This is a genomic window from Erythrobacter litoralis (assembly GCF_029760855.1).
Classification (GTDB): Bacteria; Pseudomonadota; Alphaproteobacteria; order Sphingomonadales; family Sphingomonadaceae; genus Qipengyuania; species Qipengyuania litoralis_A.
Genome location: NZ_SOSI01000005.1, coordinates 37,357 through 51,462 on the forward strand (window position 1 = coordinate 37,357; position 14,106 = coordinate 51,462).

The following is a 14,106-nucleotide window of genomic DNA, read 5'->3' on the forward strand; positions in this document are numbered from 1 at the left end:
TCAGACAGCCATGCTGTATTATGAGGATATCGAGGTCGGGGCGAAACAGTCTTACGGGCGATACGACGTCACTCGCGAAGAGGTGATGGAGTTCGCCGCGAAATACGATCCGCAGCCGTTTCATCTTAGCGACGAGGCAGCAGCGGCTACGCACTTCGGCAGACTTTCCGCCAGCGGCTGGCACACATGTGCGATGACCATGGCGATGCTCGTCGAGAATATGAAGACGCAGACGCAAGCCGGTCTCGGCTCGCCGGGGATCGACGATCTGCGTTGGAAAAAGCCGGTCTATCCGGGTGATACGTTGCGCGTCGAAAGCGAGGTGATCGAAAAGCGGCGGAGCGCTTCACGCCGTGAAATGGGTCTGTTCAAAAGCCGAACCAAAACGCTGAACCAGAATGACGAGGTCGTTCTCGAAATGGTCAGCAACGGTCTTATCCGCACGCGGGACCCTGCGGGCGAAGATTAGATTATGATCCGCATTGGGCAGTGCCCGGGCTTTCGTACACGGTCTGCCCGCGCCCGTCGCGCACTGTCAGGCGGGCCGGAAAATTCACCGTCTCGATGCCCGCCTGTTCTCCGGACCCGCTTTCGAGGTCGAGGGTGAAGCCGTATTCCTTGCCATCGTATTTCCGCCATGAGCCGAGCGGTTGCTGAGCACTCCCCTTGTCCGCCGCGAAGGTGAGAAGTTTGCCGTTGCGCTTCATGTAGCCCTCGTCCGGCTGCGCCAAGGCGATTGCCCCCATCCCCGCGCCTTCGGCTACGAAGTTGCAGCCGGCACCGAACAGGTCGTTCTGCTCGATATCGGCATAGAGGATCGGTTCGGGTGAAAGCTGTTCGGGGGGCGGGATCTGATTGGCGCGCACTTCGGCGACGTCCGCTGCATCCTGCCGAGCCTGCTCCGCGGTCGAGGGGCCGCACGACGTTAAAGCGAGGACGACAAGAACAAGGGGCATTCGCATTGCAACCTCCAGACGGCATGGGCTGGCTGCTCTTCCGACGGCAACAGCCGATTTGTCAATCGAACACCCGCCAATTGTCGCGACGACGACCCCAACGATGCAAAAGCAGAAGCGCCATATTTGCCAGGATGTTCGATCAGGCTAGACGAAGGCCGAAATGAGCGAAGAACGCGACTCGATCCATCACCAGCAACTCGCCCGTCGCGCACGCCGTATCGCCGCCGAGCATTCCGACCCCCTGGTCGCACGGCGCCTTCGCGAAGAAGCGGTGAAGCACGACCGCCTGGCAAAGCAGCTCGCCCGCGAAGAAGAGCTCGAGCGAGGCGGCAAACGAGACGCGATTTCGTTCGGGGAACGTTGGCGACGGAAGCTGGGCATAAATTAAGCGGACCGGACCGCTTGTCAGTGCCTACCGAAAAGCTTCTCGACATCACCCAGCGCCAGCTTGACCCAAGTCGGCCGCCCATGATTGCACTGGCCAGAGCGCGGAGTGCGTTCCATTTCCCTCAACAGCGCATTCATTTCATCGACCCGTAGCACGCGCCCCGCCCGCACGGAGCCGTGGCACGCCATGGTCGCGAGTACGAGATCGAGCTTCTCGCCAAGCAGCAGCGCTTCGCCGTTTTGCGCGAGGTCATCGTCGATATCGCGCAGCAGCTTTGCGGGGTCGGTTCGCGCGATGGCATGGGGGAGACTGCGTACCAACATTGCAGCGGAACCGAAGCGTTCTAGCGCAAGTCCATGCTCAGCCAGTTTGTCAGCAGCTTCCTCGAGACGATCGCAGCTCGTTTCATCCAGTTCCACCACTTCGGGAATGAGCAAGGCCTGACTACGGGCGACCGCATCTTCCGCGCCCGCAGCGCGCAGGCGCTCGAGCACGAGCCGTTCATGCGCCGCATGCTGGTCGACAAGGATCAGGCCGTCCTTCGTTTCGGCGACGATATAGGTATTTGCCACCTGCCCACGCGCGATGCCGAGGGGGTAGTTCTGCGGCTCCGGCTCGGCCGCTTCTTCCGCCCTGCCCTGCGGCTCGGCGGCAACTCCGCCCTCATCAGTCCGCCATGCTCGCGATGGTTCGGCGACACGCGAAGATGGGGCGGACCAGTCGCGGCCGGAGAAGATCGAGCGCAGGGCCGCTGCCGGCTCCTCGCTGGTCGGCTCAGCCTGCCAACGACCCATCGCGGCGGCATCGGGCGTCTGCGCGCTCCGCCGGTCGCCCGTAGCCAAAGCCTGTCGCAGACCCGATACGATGAACCTGCGCACAGCGGCGGCGTCGCGGAAACGAACCTCGGTCTTCGCCGGGTGGACGTTCACGTCTACATCTTCCGGCGGCAGGTTGAGGAACAGCGCCAGCACCGCATGCCGGTCGCGCGCGAGCATGTCGCGATAGGCGCCGCGCACCGCGCCGGTCAGCAGCCGGTCCTTCACCGGGCGGCCATTGACGAACAGATACTGGTGATCCGCAACGCCGCGATTGTAGGTCGGCAGGCCCGCAATGCCCGTCAGCCTCATGGTTCCGCGATCTAGATCGATCGAGACGCCGTTATCCTTCAATTCACGCGCGACAACCTGCGCGACGCGGGCTTCCAGCCCCTCGCCTGCCTGCAAGCCAAGGATGCGCCGATCGCCATGGTCGAGGGTGATCGCGATATCCGGGCGCGCCATCGCCAGCCTGCGGACGACATCCAACGCGGCGGCGTATTCGCTGCGCGGCGTGCGCAGGAACTTGCGGCGGGCGGGCACCCTGCCGAACAGGTTCTCGACCCGCACGCGCGTTCCCGGCGGAAGGGCGGCGGGACCTTCCGAGACGACCTCGCCATGGTCGACGGCCCGCCGCCAGCCTTGCTCCGCATGTTGTGGGCGACTCTCGATCGTGAAGCGAGAGACGCTGGCGATGCTTGGCAGGGCTTCCCCACGAAACCCGAGTGTCGAAACCTGTTCGATCGCCTCGTCAGGCAATTTCGACGTCGCATGGCGTTCCAGCGCCAATGCGATCTCGTCGGCAGTCATGCCGCATCCATCGTCGGTCACCTCGAGACTCGCGAGCCCGCCTTCGACCAGTTTTACCGCGATGCGCCCGGCTCCTGCATCGATCGCGTTTTCAACGAGTTCCTTCAGTGCGGAGGACGGTCGTTCGACCACCTCGCCCGCGGCGATACGGTTGACCAGCGTTTCCGGAAGGCGACGGATTTGCAGCATATTTCGGCGATAGCGACGAATTGCGGGGATTCCGAGGCGGACCGCTCGTATTTCCCCCGAAGGCTCTACGGAAATTTTTGGCATTTGCGCGACAGTCTCGCTACAGGACCGCATCTATTCTTCGGGGGTGCCGCAAAGCGGGACACATTCGGCGGTTCTCCCAGCGCAAATAACAGGCAATCGAACGACAATGGGCTTCTTCAGCAATCTCCTCAAATTCGGCGTGTCGAACATGGCGATCGATCTCGGCACGGCCAATACGCTGGTCTACGTGCAGGATCAGGGCATCGTACTCAACGAGCCCAGCGTGGTCGCGCTGGAAACGATCAACGGCATGAAGCGCGTGAAGGCGGTGGGCGACGATGCGAAGATGATGATGGGGAAGACGCCCGATTCCATCGAGGCGATCCGCCCCTTGCGCGATGGCGTCATCGCCGATCTCGATGTGGCCGAGGAGATGATCAAGCATTTCATCCGAAAGGTGAACGGACGCAAGAGCATGATGCGCTTTCCCGAAATCACCATTTGCGTGCCGTCCGGCTCGACCAGCGTCGAACGCCGCGCGATCCGCGATGCGGCCAGCAATGCCGGGGCGAGCCAGGTTTTCCTCATCCTCGAACCGATGGCCGCAGCGATTGGCGCGGACATGCCTGTCACCGAACCGGTCGGCAGCATGGTGGTCGATATCGGCGGCGGCACGACCGAGGTTGCGGTGCTTTCGCTGCGCGGTCTGGCCTATACCACCAGTGTGCGCACCGGGGGCGACAAGATGGACGAAGCCATCGTCTCCTATGTCCGACGACACCATAACTTGTTGATCGGCGATGCGACCGCCGAGCGGATAAAGAAGGATTACGGCGTCGCGCGTCCGCCGGAAGACGGCATCGGCGAGTCGATTACGATCAAGGGCCGTGACCTGGTGAACGGCGTGCCGAAGGAAATCACCATCAATCAGGGTCATGTCGCCGAGGCTCTGGCCGAACCGATCGGCGCGATCATCGAAGGCGTGCGAATCGCGCTCGAGAACACCGCCCCCGAACTCGCTGCCGATATCGTCGATCAGGGTATCGTGCTGACCGGCGGCGGTGCGTTGATCGCCGGTCTCGATGAGTACTTGCGCGAGGAAACCGGGCTTCCGGTCACTATCGCAGAAGACCCGCTTTCCTGTGTCGCGCTCGGCACCGGGCGTGCGATGGAAGATCCGATCTATCGCGGCGTCCTGATGACCGCCTGACGCGAAGCAAGGAGGGGGCATGGCGCCGCCAGGATCCCGGCGCTCCAGCTATTCGCGCAGGGCGCAGTACAATCTCTTCACCGGGTATATCGTCGCCGGGATCGGCGCGCTTCTCGGCATGATCCTACTTGGCCTGTCGTTCTTTCAACCGACCCTGTTCGGCGGACCGCGGGGGGCGGCGCAAGACGCCGTATCGCCCGCGACCGAGACTGCCGCACGAGTTCGCACCGGCGGCAAGTCGCTCTGGGATTCGGTGAGCGGCTACTATCGCGCAGGTTCGAAGAATGCGGCGTTGAAGCGTGAGATGGAACTGGCGCGCATTCGCTTGGTCGAAGCCGACGCTGTACGCACAGAGAATGCCAGATTGAAGGGCCTTCTCGGCTTGCTGGACGATGAGCGGCCGCCAGTCGCCGTGGCGAGGCTGATCGGATCGACGTCCACCAGTACGCGGAGATTCGCCTATGTCGGGGCGGGATCGCGTGACGGTGTCAGGGTCGGCATGCCGGTCCGTTCACCGCGCGGGGTCGTCGGGCGCATCCTCGAGACCGGCTACTCCAACGCCCGTGTCTTGCTACTTACCGATCCTGAAAGCGTGTTACCGGTCCGCCGGGCGAGCGACGATACGGTCGCCTTCGCCGAAGGGCGAGGGGACAGCCTCCTGCGTATCCGGCTGATCAATCTGGGCATCAATCCGCTCAAGGTCGGCGACGTATTCGTCACCAGTGGCGCAGGAGGGTATTATTCGCCGGGCATCGCGGTGGCGATCGTTTCCGAACTGACGGACGATGGCGGCGTCGCGCGGATCATCAGCGATCCGGCGGCCACCGATTTCGTTGCCGTCGAACCGATTTTCGAGCCGGAAGCAGTAGTGGGTGCGGCGACGCCTATCGAAGAAGAACTCGGCGTCGACGAGCCTGCCGAGGTTATCGCAACACCGGAGCCGACCGAGGCGGCGGACTGATGGAACGGATGGAGCCGCGAGCCCGCAGCGATGCCTATGGCAGCCGCATCAATCGTTCGCATTCTTCGGTCCTCGCCAATATCGTGCCTTGGGCTTCGATACTCGCCGCATCCCTGGTCCCGGTATTCTTCATCGCGAGCGCGTTACCTTTATTGGCGCCGCTCGGCTTCGCGATGCTGCTGGGCTGGCGCTTAGTCCGTCCCGGGCTCTTGCCTGTCTGGGCCGGCCTTCCACTCGGCCTGTTCGACGATCTGTTCTCCGGCCAGCCTTTCGGATACGCGATATTCACCTGGTCGGTTGCTCTCCTGGTGATTGAGGCAATCGAGCTAAGAATGCCTTGGCGCAGCTTCTCGCAGGACTGGTTAACCGCGAGTGCAGCCCTGATCGGGTACATAGGGTTAGGCTGGCTGCTTTCCGGCGGCGAGCCAACCGTGTTCTCCCTTGTCGCTCTCGTTCCGCAGCTTGCCATTTCCGTGATCCTGTTTCCGACCCTCGCCCGCCTTTGCGCCGCCCTCGACCGCCTGCGGCTGAGCCGTTGGAGGCGTGTCTGATGAATATTTTCGGCAAGCGACGCAGGATCGGCGGCAAAACGAAGCAGCTTGTCAGCCGGACGACTCTCGATAATGCCTTCGACCGACGCACCTTCTTCATCACCGGCGCGATGGGAACGCTGGCGACAATCCTCGCCACCCGGATGGGCTATATCGCCATTGCCCAGAACGAGCGCTGGGCGCTCGAGTCCGAGAGCAACCGGGTCAATCTCTCGCTCATTCCCCCGCGCCGAGGATGGATCCTCGATCGCAACGGTGCGCCCCTCGCCTCCAACCGCGCCGATTTTCGCGTCGATGTCATTCCGGACCGGATGCAAGACGGCGACCGCGCCATCAACGTGCTCGGCGACATCCTCGGCATGGAGCCCAATGCACTGGCGGATGTGAAAAAGAACGTTTCCGAAGCGCGCGGCTTCCAACCGGTAGAAGTCGCCACCGGACTTAACTATGACCAGTTCGCCGCCATTAGCGTGCGTCTTCCCGACCTCCCCGGTGTCGTGCCCCAGCGCGGCTTTTCGCGCTTCTATCCGACCGGGCCAAGTGTCGGGCACCTGATCGGCTATGTCGGCCCTGCATCTGCGGAAGAATACGAGAAAGATCCCGATCCCCTGCTCATCACGCCGGGTTACAAGATCGGCAAGGATGCGCTCGAAAATCAGTTCGAAAAAGAGCTTCAGGGAAAACCTGGGGCGCGACGTGTCGAAGTGACGGCGTCGGGACGGATCGTGCGCGATCTCGATACGCGGGAGGACGTTCAAGGCAATCCCGTCCGCCTCACGATCGACGGCCCTCTTCAGGACTATGCAGCGCGCCGGATCGGACTTGAAAGCGGCTCGTGCGTGGTCATGGACTGCGAAAGCGGCGACATCCTGTGCATGTCGTCCATGCCTAGCTTCGACCCTAACAGCTTTTCCGCCGGCATCGGCCGCGTCGAATATTCGATGCTGCGCGACGATGAGCGGGTGCCGCTGCGCAATAAGGTCCTGAAAGGCCTTTATCCTCCGGGTTCGACTGTAAAACCAATGCATTGCATGGCTTTTCTTGATGCCGGTGTGAAGCCTGAAGACACGATTATATGCGGCGGCGGGCGGCGGATCGGCAACCGCTTCTTCAATTGCTGGAGCAATCACGGCCAGGTCGATATGGCGAAAGCCATCTATCAGAGTTGCGACAGCTATTTCTACCATTTCGCGCAGCAGGTGGGTTTCGATCAGGTTGCCAAATGGGCCCACAAGATGGGCCTCGGCGAGGAATTCAAGTTGCCGGTGACGAGCCAGTTCTACGGTACTGTCCCCGACCCCGCGTGGAAATTGCGAAAATACGATCAGGCCTGGCAGCCTTACGACACCGTCAATGCGTCGATCGGTCAGGGCTATTACCTCGTCAATCCGCTGCAACTGGCGGTGATGAGTTCGCGGCTTGCCACGGGTTACGAAGTCGTGCCGCATCTGCGGATGGACGATCCCCGCCCCAAGTTCGAGCATTTCAACTTCAGTAGCGAAGAGATCGATTACGTCCGCAAGGCGATGAGCGACGTCGTCAACGGCCCCGGCACCGCCGGCCGCGCGCGATTGCCGATCGACGATATCCAGATGGCGGGCAAGACCGGTACTGCACAGGTCGTGTCACTGAGCGTCTCCAACGGCAAAACCGGTCCGTGGAAATATCGCGACCACGGCCTGTTCGTCTTCTTCGCACCGTTCGACAAACCGAAATATGCGGGCGCGGTCGTCATCGAGCATGGCGGAGGCTCGGGCGCGGCCTATCCGATAGCGCGCGATGTGATGACGTTCCTGTTCGATCCGGTGAAGGGCATGGAGGCATTGCGTCCGCTGGAAGAGCAGTGGGGCGGCACCGCGCAGCAGCGGCTTGATGCAAAATACCGGGCTTATGCCATGGCGGCAGGTGAAGTCGTCGAACCCGTTCCGCAGCGGCGCGATGAGATTTTCGATCAGGTCGAAGCCGAAGCGCGGTTGGCGCAGCTCCAGTCCGAGAAAATGGCAGCGCAGGTGAACGCCTCCCGCGATGAAGGTTCACGCCCGCCGACGACGCCTGGCGAACTTGCAGCACCCCCGCCCGAATGAGCGGCATCGTACCTGCGCCCGTCGCTCGGCAACCGTGGCGCCTTCTCTTTCCGTTATTCGCCCTGATCGGGTTCGGCGCGCTGGTGTTATATTCCGCGGCCGGCGGATCGATGGATCCTTACGCGGACTCCCATCTGCTGCGCTTTGCAATCTTTTTCGTGATGGCGGTCGTGATAAGCCGGTTCAATCGCGGCCTCGTTACTTTCATGGCCTTCCCAGCATATACGATCATTCTTATCCTCCTGCTGGCGGTTGAGCTTGCCGGTCAGATCGGGGGCGGCAGCCAGCGTTGGCTTGAGGTGGGCCCTATACGCATCCAGCCATCCGAACTGATGAAGCCTGCCGTCGTCCTCGCGCTTGCCCGTTATTACGACAATCTGCCGGTGGGCATGGTGCCGACATGGAAGGCTCTTGTCCCGGCGGGGCTCATTATCGCCTTGCCGATGGCGTTCGTGCTGCTTCAGCCTGATCTTGGAACTTCGCTTGCCATCGCCTTCGGCGGCGGCCTCGTCATGCTGTTCGCAGGTCTGCCGCTGCGCTGGTTCATCGGCGCAGGACTGGCCGGGGCGGCCGCCATTCCCTTGGCGTTCTTCTTCGCCCTGCAACCCTATCAGCAAAGCCGCGTGACCACCTTCCTCGACCCGGAAAGCGATCCCTTGGGCGAGGGATATCAGATCACCCAGTCCAAGATCGCGATCGGATCGGGCGGGCTGTTCGGCAAAGGCTTCAACGAAGGTTCCCAGAGCCACCTCAATTACCTGCCCGAACCGCACACCGATTTCGTGTTCGCGACGATGGCGGAAGAATGGGGCCTTATGGGCGGCCTGTTCGTCATCATCGCCTTCGCGCTGATCCTGAATTGGGGCATGTCCGTCGCCAGGGCGAGCGATGATCGCTTCGCGAAATTGGCAGCCGCAGGAATGACGGCGACGATCTTCTTTTTCATCGCCATCAATCTAATGATGGTCATGGGTCTTGCCCCCGTCGTGGGGATTCCCCTGCCCTTCATGAGCCACGGCGGCAGCTCCATGATGACCAACATGATCTGTATCGGCATTCTCATGATGATTGATCGGTGGACGCGTAAAGCGCCGCGAACCGGGCGTTTCGCGTCCTGAGAACGGCGATCCGCACACTGGGTCTTTTCATCCTGAAAACACCCGCTATATGAGCGCTTCCCGATTCGGGAGCGCTCCTAAGCGCTAGCGGCTTCGCCCGCATGTGGACGCATAGCTCAGTTGGTAGAGCAGCTGACTCTTAATCAGCGGGTCCTAGGTTCGAGCCCTAGTGCGTCCACCATTTTCCATCGCGATCAGCAGGAAGCCTTGAGATTATCGGGGGCGGCAATGCGGCCTTGGCGGTTGGCCTTACGATCGATCTGGCCGATGAATTTTTCCGCGACATTTCCGCGGACGAGGACTTGGGAGCGTTCGATGCGCATAAAAGATTCGAAGTCGTCGCCCTTTCGGCTCAGCACGACATTGTCGGTCACCTGACCGCTATTGACGCCCGATATCGAGATGCCGTTGCGAAGCCCGCCGTCGATCACGTTGCTGCACACGACAACCCGCCCAAACTGCGGCCGCTTCGGTTTGCCGGTCTTCCTGTCCTCGTAAATTCCGCGCACGAAAATCCCTTGGGCCGGCAAGCCGTCGCCGCGTTCGAAACGATTTCCGATGATCTCAATCTCGCTATTATCCGATCCGTGAAGGGGCCAGAACTGGATGAAATCCGGATGGTCGCCCTTTCCGCCCGTTTCGATCGGATGAAAGTCTGTCGCAAAGTTGGACAATACTTTGACGCGGCGCGATCCACCGCTGCGGAACGCATCGATCCGCAAGTCGTGGAACGAGCATCCTTCCACGCTGAAGCCATCGCATTTATTGGCGGCTATGCCGTGCTTCAGGCCATGCAATGTCATGCGTCGCATTGCGATGTCCCGGCATCCCTGGAACAGAAAGCCCATGGCGGAGCGATCATCGCCTGCAACTTCCCCGCTTTCAAAGTGAAGGCCATGTGACGTATTCACGCGGAAAGCGCGTTTCGCCCCATTCGGCGCTGCGAAACGACCCCCAACCAATGTGACCGGCGTCGTGAACTCGTATCCGCGAATGTTGAACGATTCGATCGTCTTGTCGCTTAGGTCAACGGTTTCGCCGCCTTCGCATTTGTCGAGAATGGTGCGGATATCCATGACGTTTCCTGCTTTTCGGCGATGTGGTTTCACAAAAGCATAGCTTACTGTCTTTAACCTCGCACGACGAACGAAAGAAATTATTGCCACATCCTCGTGTGGTCGTCGCTTGAGATCACACTAGGATGTGATATACGTTGCACATGAATACAATTGATAAAGTTCGCACGCTCATCTCACAAGGTCTGATAACCCGGTCAGGCCTCGCACGCGCGGCGGGGTTGCACAGCAACACATTGCGCGATTGCACGGATGCGGACTGGAACCCGACTGCGGAAACTCTTCGGAAGCTCCAGCTCTTTCTCGAATCGAATGACGATACGCCGGTTCTGGTTGGCGCAGAGGAGATCATCGAAGAGGCGCGCAATGGGCGGATGTTTATCCTCGTCGACGACGAGGACCGGGAAAACGAAGGCGATCTCGTCATCCCTGCACAAATGGCGACGCCGAATGCGATCAATTTCATGGCGATGCATGGGCGGGGCCTCATCTGTCTCTCGCTCGACCGGAAGCGTACCAACGCGCTCGGCCTCGAACCGATGAGCCGCGAAAATCGGGAAAGCATGCAGACGGCCTTCACTACCTCGATAGAGGCGAAGACGGGAGTGACGACGGGCATCAGCGCCGCCGATCGCGCCCGCACCGTGTCTGTCGCCATCGACGCATCGAAAGGGCCGGAGGATATTGTAACCCCCGGCCATGTTTTCCCATTGACCGCGCGGGATGGCGGCGTGCTGGTTCGCGCCGGTCATACCGAGGCGGCGGTCGATATCTCGCGCCTTGCAGGCCTCAACCCCTCGGGGGTGATCTGCGAGATTATGAACGAGGACGGCACAATGGCCCGGCTCGACGACCTCATGGGCTTTGCGCGGAAGCATGAGATGAAGATCGGCACGATCCGCGATCTCATTGCGTACCGAATGCGTAACGATCATTTGGTGGAGCGCATCGCTGAACGAGAATTCCAGTCGGACTATGGCGGGGATTGGAAACTCCTCATTTACCGCAACACTGTCGACGGGACTGAGAGTTTCGTCCTGCAGAAGGGCAACATCGAACAGGGCAAACCGACGCTTACTCGCGTCCATACCATCTCCCTGCTCGACGATATCCTCGGCCAGACCGGGTCGCGCAAGCGCACCTTGCAGCGTGCGATGGCTGCGATCGGAGAGCGCGGTGCCGGCGTCATCGTTCTGCTCATCAATCCACGCGCGACCGCGCCTAGCGAGACGGCTCCGCCCGACGATGGCGACTTTCGGGCTTACGGTATTGGCGCACAGATCCTGGCCGACCTTGGGATCGACGACATGATCCTTCTCACCAATTCCCATCGCACTATCGTCGCCATCGAAGGCTACGGCCTCAATATCGTCGGCGAAGAACCCATTCCGGAGACCGCGTGATGGCTAATATCCTTATCGTCGAAGCCCGTTTCTACGATCGTCTCAACGACATGCTGATCGACGGGGCGAGAACTGCGCTTGAAGCGGAAGGGCATTCGGTCGAGGTTCTGACCGTACCCGGTGCGCTCGAAATACCTGCGGCGATCGCTCTCGCCTCGGAAAGCGGCCGGTACGAGGCGTACGTCGCTATCGGCGTCGTGATCCGCGGCGAGACCTATCATTTCGAGATCGTGGCGGGCGAAAGCGCGCGCGGCATCATGGCCTTGACAATCGACGGGCTCGCCATCGGCAACGGCATCATCACGGTCGAGAACGAGGAACAGGCGCTCGCGCGTGCCGACAGGACGCGCAAAGACAAGGGCGGCGAAGCGGCGAAGGCCGCCCTCGCCCTGTTGGACCTGCAATCGCGCTTTGCGAGCGCCTAAACGCGGGAGCGGCCGAAGCAGCTACGCCCGGCATAGACGGCGCTGTCGCCCAACTCTTCCTCGATACGGATAAGCTGGTTGTATTTCGCCAGCCTGTCCGAGCGGGCAAGCGAGCCTGTCTTTATCTGGCCGCAATTGGTCGCGACCGCGAGATCGGCGATGGTGGCGTCCTCGGTCTCACCCGAGCGATGCGACATCACGGCGGTATAGCCTGCCCGGTTGGCGATCGAGACCGCTTCCAGGGTTTCGGTCAGTGTGCCAATTTGGTTCACTTTCACCAGCAACGAATTGGCAAGCCCGCGCTCGATTCCATCGCGCAGGCGCTCTGGATTGGTGACAAAAAGATCGTCTCCTACCAGTTGGATCGTATTGCCGATCCGATCCGTAAGAGCCTTCCACCCTTCGAAATCGTCTTCGTCCATGCCGTCCTCGATAGACCGGATGGGATAGTCGCGGCAGAGCTTGTCGAGATATTCGGCCATGTCTTCACCCGACAGCGAAAGATTCTCACCCGAAATCTCGTATTTGCCGCCGCGATAGAATTCGGTCGCCGCGCAATCGAGCGCCAGCACCACATCATCGCCAGCGCTGAAACCCGCCTGCTCGACCGAACGCATGATGAAGTCGAGCGCATCACGCGTGCTGGCAAGATTGGGCGCGAACCCGCCCTCGTCACCCACCGCCGTCGCGAGACCTTTTTGCGACAGGTTCTTCTTCAGGGTATGAAAAATTTCCGCACCCCAGCGCACCGCTTCGGCGATGCTGTCGGCGCCTACGGGCATGACCATGAATTCCTGGATATCGATCGGGTTGTCGGCATGTTCGCCGCCATTGATGATGTTCATCATCGGCACGGGCAGCACGTGCGCGCCCACCCCGCCGAGATAGGAATAAAGCGGCATGCCGCGCGCATTGGCTGCCGCTTTTGCGACGGCCATGCTAGTTCCCAGAATGGCATTGGCCCCGAGCCGGCCCTTGTTCGCCGTCTCGTCCAAGTCGATCATGGCAAGATCGATGTCGCGCTGGTCCTCGGCGTCGAAATGGCCCACCAGCAAGTCGCGAATTTCGCTGTTCGCCGCCTCGACCGCCTTGCGTACGCCCTTGCCAAGATAGCGATCCTCACCATCGCGCAGTTCGACCGCTTCGTGCTGCCCTGTCGATGCGCCGGAAGGCACGGCCGCGCGCCCGAACGAGCCGTCGGCCAACAGCACGTCCACTTCGACCGTGGGATTGCCTCGACTGTCGAGGATTTCGCGGGCGTGCAGATCGAGAATGGCAGTCATACGGGTCTCGCTTGGTCGGGCTTTGAAAAGGCATCCGACACCGCGCCGGAGCAGCGCCGCCCTATGCGCCGGAACATCGCGGTGCAAGCCACGTTAAGGAAGCGAACGCCGGTCTGACCGGTGTCGTCTTTTGAGGGTTCAAGGAAACAGACAATGGCAGACACCAGCAATTCCGGCATGTCCAACGATACCAGCAACGCCGCGACGACGAAGTCGCCGACCGAAACGGTCGCGCAGACGAGCGTGGCAAAGGAGACCGTACCCGTGACCAACACTGCGACCACCACCCCGACCGATCCCGTGACGACACCCGACACGGCTTCGACTTCCAATCCGCATCGAGAGGAGGCAAAGAGCCGCTTCTCGGCCGCGCTCGACGAAGCCAAGGCCGGCGCTGCCGCTCTGAAAGCCGAAGCTGGCGAGCGCGCTTCCGCCTATCGCACTCAAGCAAAGGGCAAGGGCGAGGAAGTCAAAGGCCAGGCGCGCCTCAAGGGTGACGACGCCAAGATGAAAGGCAAGGAACTCGCCGTCGAAGGCAAGGGACAAGCTAGCAAGGGGCTGCGTACACTTGGCGAGAAGGTGAACGAGAATGCCTACCGCGTCGACGAGACGCTCGGCGCGAAATACGGCGATTATGCTCGCAGCGCGTCGTCCTCGCTTGCCGGTTATGCCGACCGGCTCGACGAAAAGAGCGTCGACGAACTGACGGAAGACGCTCGCGAATTCGTCCGCAAGAGTCCCGGCCTTGCAGTCGGCATGGCGGCAGTCGCCGGCTTTATGCTGTCCAGCCTCTTTCGCCGTTGAGTAATA

General features: G+C 61.3%; 14 protein-coding genes and 1 tRNA gene. 11 read left to right on the plus strand and 4 right to left on the minus strand.

Going from position 1 to position 14,106, the window contains the following annotated elements; genetic code table 11:
- Window positions 1–10 precede the first annotated feature (10 nt).
- Window positions 11–469 (plus strand): MaoC family dehydratase, encoded by a 459-nt coding sequence (locus tag E3U23_RS10285; protein ID WP_279351176.1) that lies wholly within the window; start codon window positions 11–13, stop codon window positions 467–469.
- 1 nt (window position 470) lies between these two features.
- On the opposite strand, the gene E3U23_RS10290 is transcribed toward E3U23_RS10285, so the two are convergent.
- Window positions 471–956, minus strand: a complete 486-nt coding sequence (locus E3U23_RS10290) for a hypothetical protein (protein WP_279351177.1) — start codon at window positions 954–956, stop codon at window positions 471–473.
- Between the two features lie 163 nt (window positions 957–1,119).
- Here E3U23_RS10290 and E3U23_RS10295 point away from each other — a divergent pair, with 163 nt between their 5' ends.
- Window positions 1,120–1,347 (plus strand): hypothetical protein, encoded by a 228-nt coding sequence (locus tag E3U23_RS10295; RefSeq protein WP_279351178.1) that lies wholly within the window; start codon window positions 1,120–1,122, stop codon window positions 1,345–1,347.
- 17 nt (window positions 1,348–1,364) lie between these two features.
- Here E3U23_RS10295 and mutL read toward each other — a convergent pair whose 3' ends face one another.
- Window positions 1,365–3,161, minus strand: coding sequence for a DNA mismatch repair endonuclease MutL (gene mutL / locus E3U23_RS10300; protein WP_279351179.1), 1,797 nt, complete (start codon window positions 3,159–3,161; stop codon window positions 1,365–1,367).
- A gap of 190 nt (window positions 3,162–3,351) precedes the next feature.
- Between mutL and E3U23_RS10305 the strand changes: the two genes are divergently transcribed.
- The 6 genes from E3U23_RS10305 to E3U23_RS10330 all read left to right on the plus strand — a co-directional run bounded on the left by E3U23_RS10305 (window position 3,352) and on the right by E3U23_RS10330 (window position 9,290).
- Complete coding sequence (locus E3U23_RS10305; protein ID WP_279351180.1) at window positions 3,352–4,395, plus strand: rod shape-determining protein; 1,044 nt, start codon at window positions 3,352–3,354, stop codon at window positions 4,393–4,395.
- A 19-nt stretch (window positions 4,396–4,414) separates the two neighbouring features.
- On the plus strand, window positions 4,415–5,356 hold the full coding sequence (mreC, locus tag E3U23_RS10310) for a rod shape-determining protein MreC (protein ID WP_279351181.1): 942 nt from the start codon (window positions 4,415–4,417) through the stop codon (window positions 5,354–5,356).
- On the plus strand, window positions 5,356–5,907 hold the full coding sequence (locus E3U23_RS10315; RefSeq protein ID WP_279351182.1) for a rod shape-determining protein MreD: 552 nt from the start codon (window positions 5,356–5,358) through the stop codon (window positions 5,905–5,907). The genes mreC and E3U23_RS10315 overlap by 1 nt, the downstream gene beginning before the upstream one ends.
- Window positions 5,907–7,991, plus strand: coding sequence for a penicillin-binding protein 2 (gene mrdA / locus E3U23_RS10320; RefSeq protein ID WP_279351183.1), 2,085 nt, complete (start codon window positions 5,907–5,909; stop codon window positions 7,989–7,991). Before E3U23_RS10315 ends, mrdA begins: the two co-directional genes overlap by 1 nt.
- The gene (gene rodA / locus E3U23_RS10325; protein WP_279351184.1) at window positions 7,988–9,109 is read left to right on the plus strand and encodes a rod shape-determining protein RodA; all 1,122 of its coding nucleotides are present in this window, start codon (window positions 7,988–7,990) and stop codon (window positions 9,107–9,109) included. Before mrdA ends, rodA begins: the two co-directional genes overlap by 4 nt.
- A 105-nt stretch (window positions 9,110–9,214) precedes the next feature.
- Window positions 9,215–9,290, plus strand: a tRNA-Lys gene (locus E3U23_RS10330).
- Between the two features lie 13 nt (window positions 9,291–9,303).
- Here E3U23_RS10330 and E3U23_RS10335 read toward each other — a convergent pair.
- Window positions 9,304–10,185 carry a right-handed parallel beta-helix repeat-containing protein gene (locus tag E3U23_RS10335; RefSeq protein ID WP_279351185.1) on the minus strand — a complete coding sequence of 294 codons (882 nt, stop codon included), beginning with the start codon at window positions 10,183–10,185 and terminating at the stop codon, window positions 9,304–9,306.
- A 137-nt stretch (window positions 10,186–10,322) separates the two neighbouring features.
- Between E3U23_RS10335 and ribB the strand changes: the two genes are divergently transcribed.
- Window positions 10,323–11,588, plus strand: a complete 1,266-nt coding sequence (gene ribB, locus E3U23_RS10340; RefSeq protein ID WP_279351186.1) for a 3,4-dihydroxy-2-butanone-4-phosphate synthase — start codon at window positions 10,323–10,325, stop codon at window positions 11,586–11,588.
- On the plus strand, window positions 11,588–12,013 hold the full coding sequence (gene ribH, locus E3U23_RS10345; RefSeq protein ID WP_279351187.1) for a 6,7-dimethyl-8-ribityllumazine synthase: 426 nt from the start codon (window positions 11,588–11,590) through the stop codon (window positions 12,011–12,013). Before ribB ends, ribH begins: the two co-directional genes overlap by 1 nt.
- Here the strand turns inward: ribH and eno are convergent.
- The gene (gene eno / locus E3U23_RS10350; RefSeq protein WP_279351188.1) at window positions 12,010–13,296 is read right to left on the minus strand and encodes a phosphopyruvate hydratase; all 1,287 of its coding nucleotides are present in this window, start codon (window positions 13,294–13,296) and stop codon (window positions 12,010–12,012) included. The two genes, ribH and eno, sit on opposite strands and share 4 nt — an antisense overlap.
- A gap of 153 nt (window positions 13,297–13,449) precedes the next feature.
- Between eno and E3U23_RS10355 the strand changes: the two genes are divergently transcribed.
- Window positions 13,450–14,100: a hypothetical protein gene (locus E3U23_RS10355; RefSeq protein WP_279351189.1), complete on the plus strand. Its 651-nt coding sequence runs from the start codon at window positions 13,450–13,452 to the stop codon at window positions 14,098–14,100.
- Window positions 14,101–14,106: the final 6 nt, after the last annotated feature.

Bases quoted from the DNA above. Each gene is read 5' to 3' on its own strand.
- E3U23_RS10285 (WP_279351176.1), top strand. From the start codon at position 11: ATGCTGTATTATGAGGATATCGAGGTCGGGGCGAAACAGTCTTACGGG.
- E3U23_RS10290 (WP_279351177.1), bottom strand. From the start codon at position 956: ATGCCCCTTGTTCTTGTCGTCCTCGCTTTAACGTCGTGCGGCCCCTCG.
- E3U23_RS10295 (WP_279351178.1), top strand. From the start codon at position 1,120: ATGAGCGAAGAACGCGACTCGATCCATCACCAGCAACTCGCCCGTCGC.
- mutL (WP_279351179.1), bottom strand. From the start codon at position 3,161: ATGCTGCAAATCCGTCGCCTTCCGGAAACGCTGGTCAACCGTATCGCC.
- E3U23_RS10305 (WP_279351180.1), top strand. From the start codon at position 3,352: ATGGGCTTCTTCAGCAATCTCCTCAAATTCGGCGTGTCGAACATGGCG.
- mreC (WP_279351181.1), top strand. From the start codon at position 4,415: ATGGCGCCGCCAGGATCCCGGCGCTCCAGCTATTCGCGCAGGGCGCAG.
- E3U23_RS10315 (WP_279351182.1), top strand. From the start codon at position 5,356: ATGGAACGGATGGAGCCGCGAGCCCGCAGCGATGCCTATGGCAGCCGC.
- mrdA (WP_279351183.1), top strand. From the start codon at position 5,907: ATGAATATTTTCGGCAAGCGACGCAGGATCGGCGGCAAAACGAAGCAG.
- rodA (WP_279351184.1), top strand. From the start codon at position 7,988: ATGAGCGGCATCGTACCTGCGCCCGTCGCTCGGCAACCGTGGCGCCTT.
- E3U23_RS10335 (WP_279351185.1), bottom strand. From the start codon at position 10,185: ATGGATATCCGCACCATTCTCGACAAATGCGAAGGCGGCGAAACCGTT.
- ribH (WP_279351187.1), top strand. From the start codon at position 11,588: ATGGCTAATATCCTTATCGTCGAAGCCCGTTTCTACGATCGTCTCAAC.
- eno (WP_279351188.1), bottom strand. From the start codon at position 13,296: ATGACTGCCATTCTCGATCTGCACGCCCGCGAAATCCTCGACAGTCGA.
- E3U23_RS10355 (WP_279351189.1), top strand. From the start codon at position 13,450: ATGGCAGACACCAGCAATTCCGGCATGTCCAACGATACCAGCAACGCC.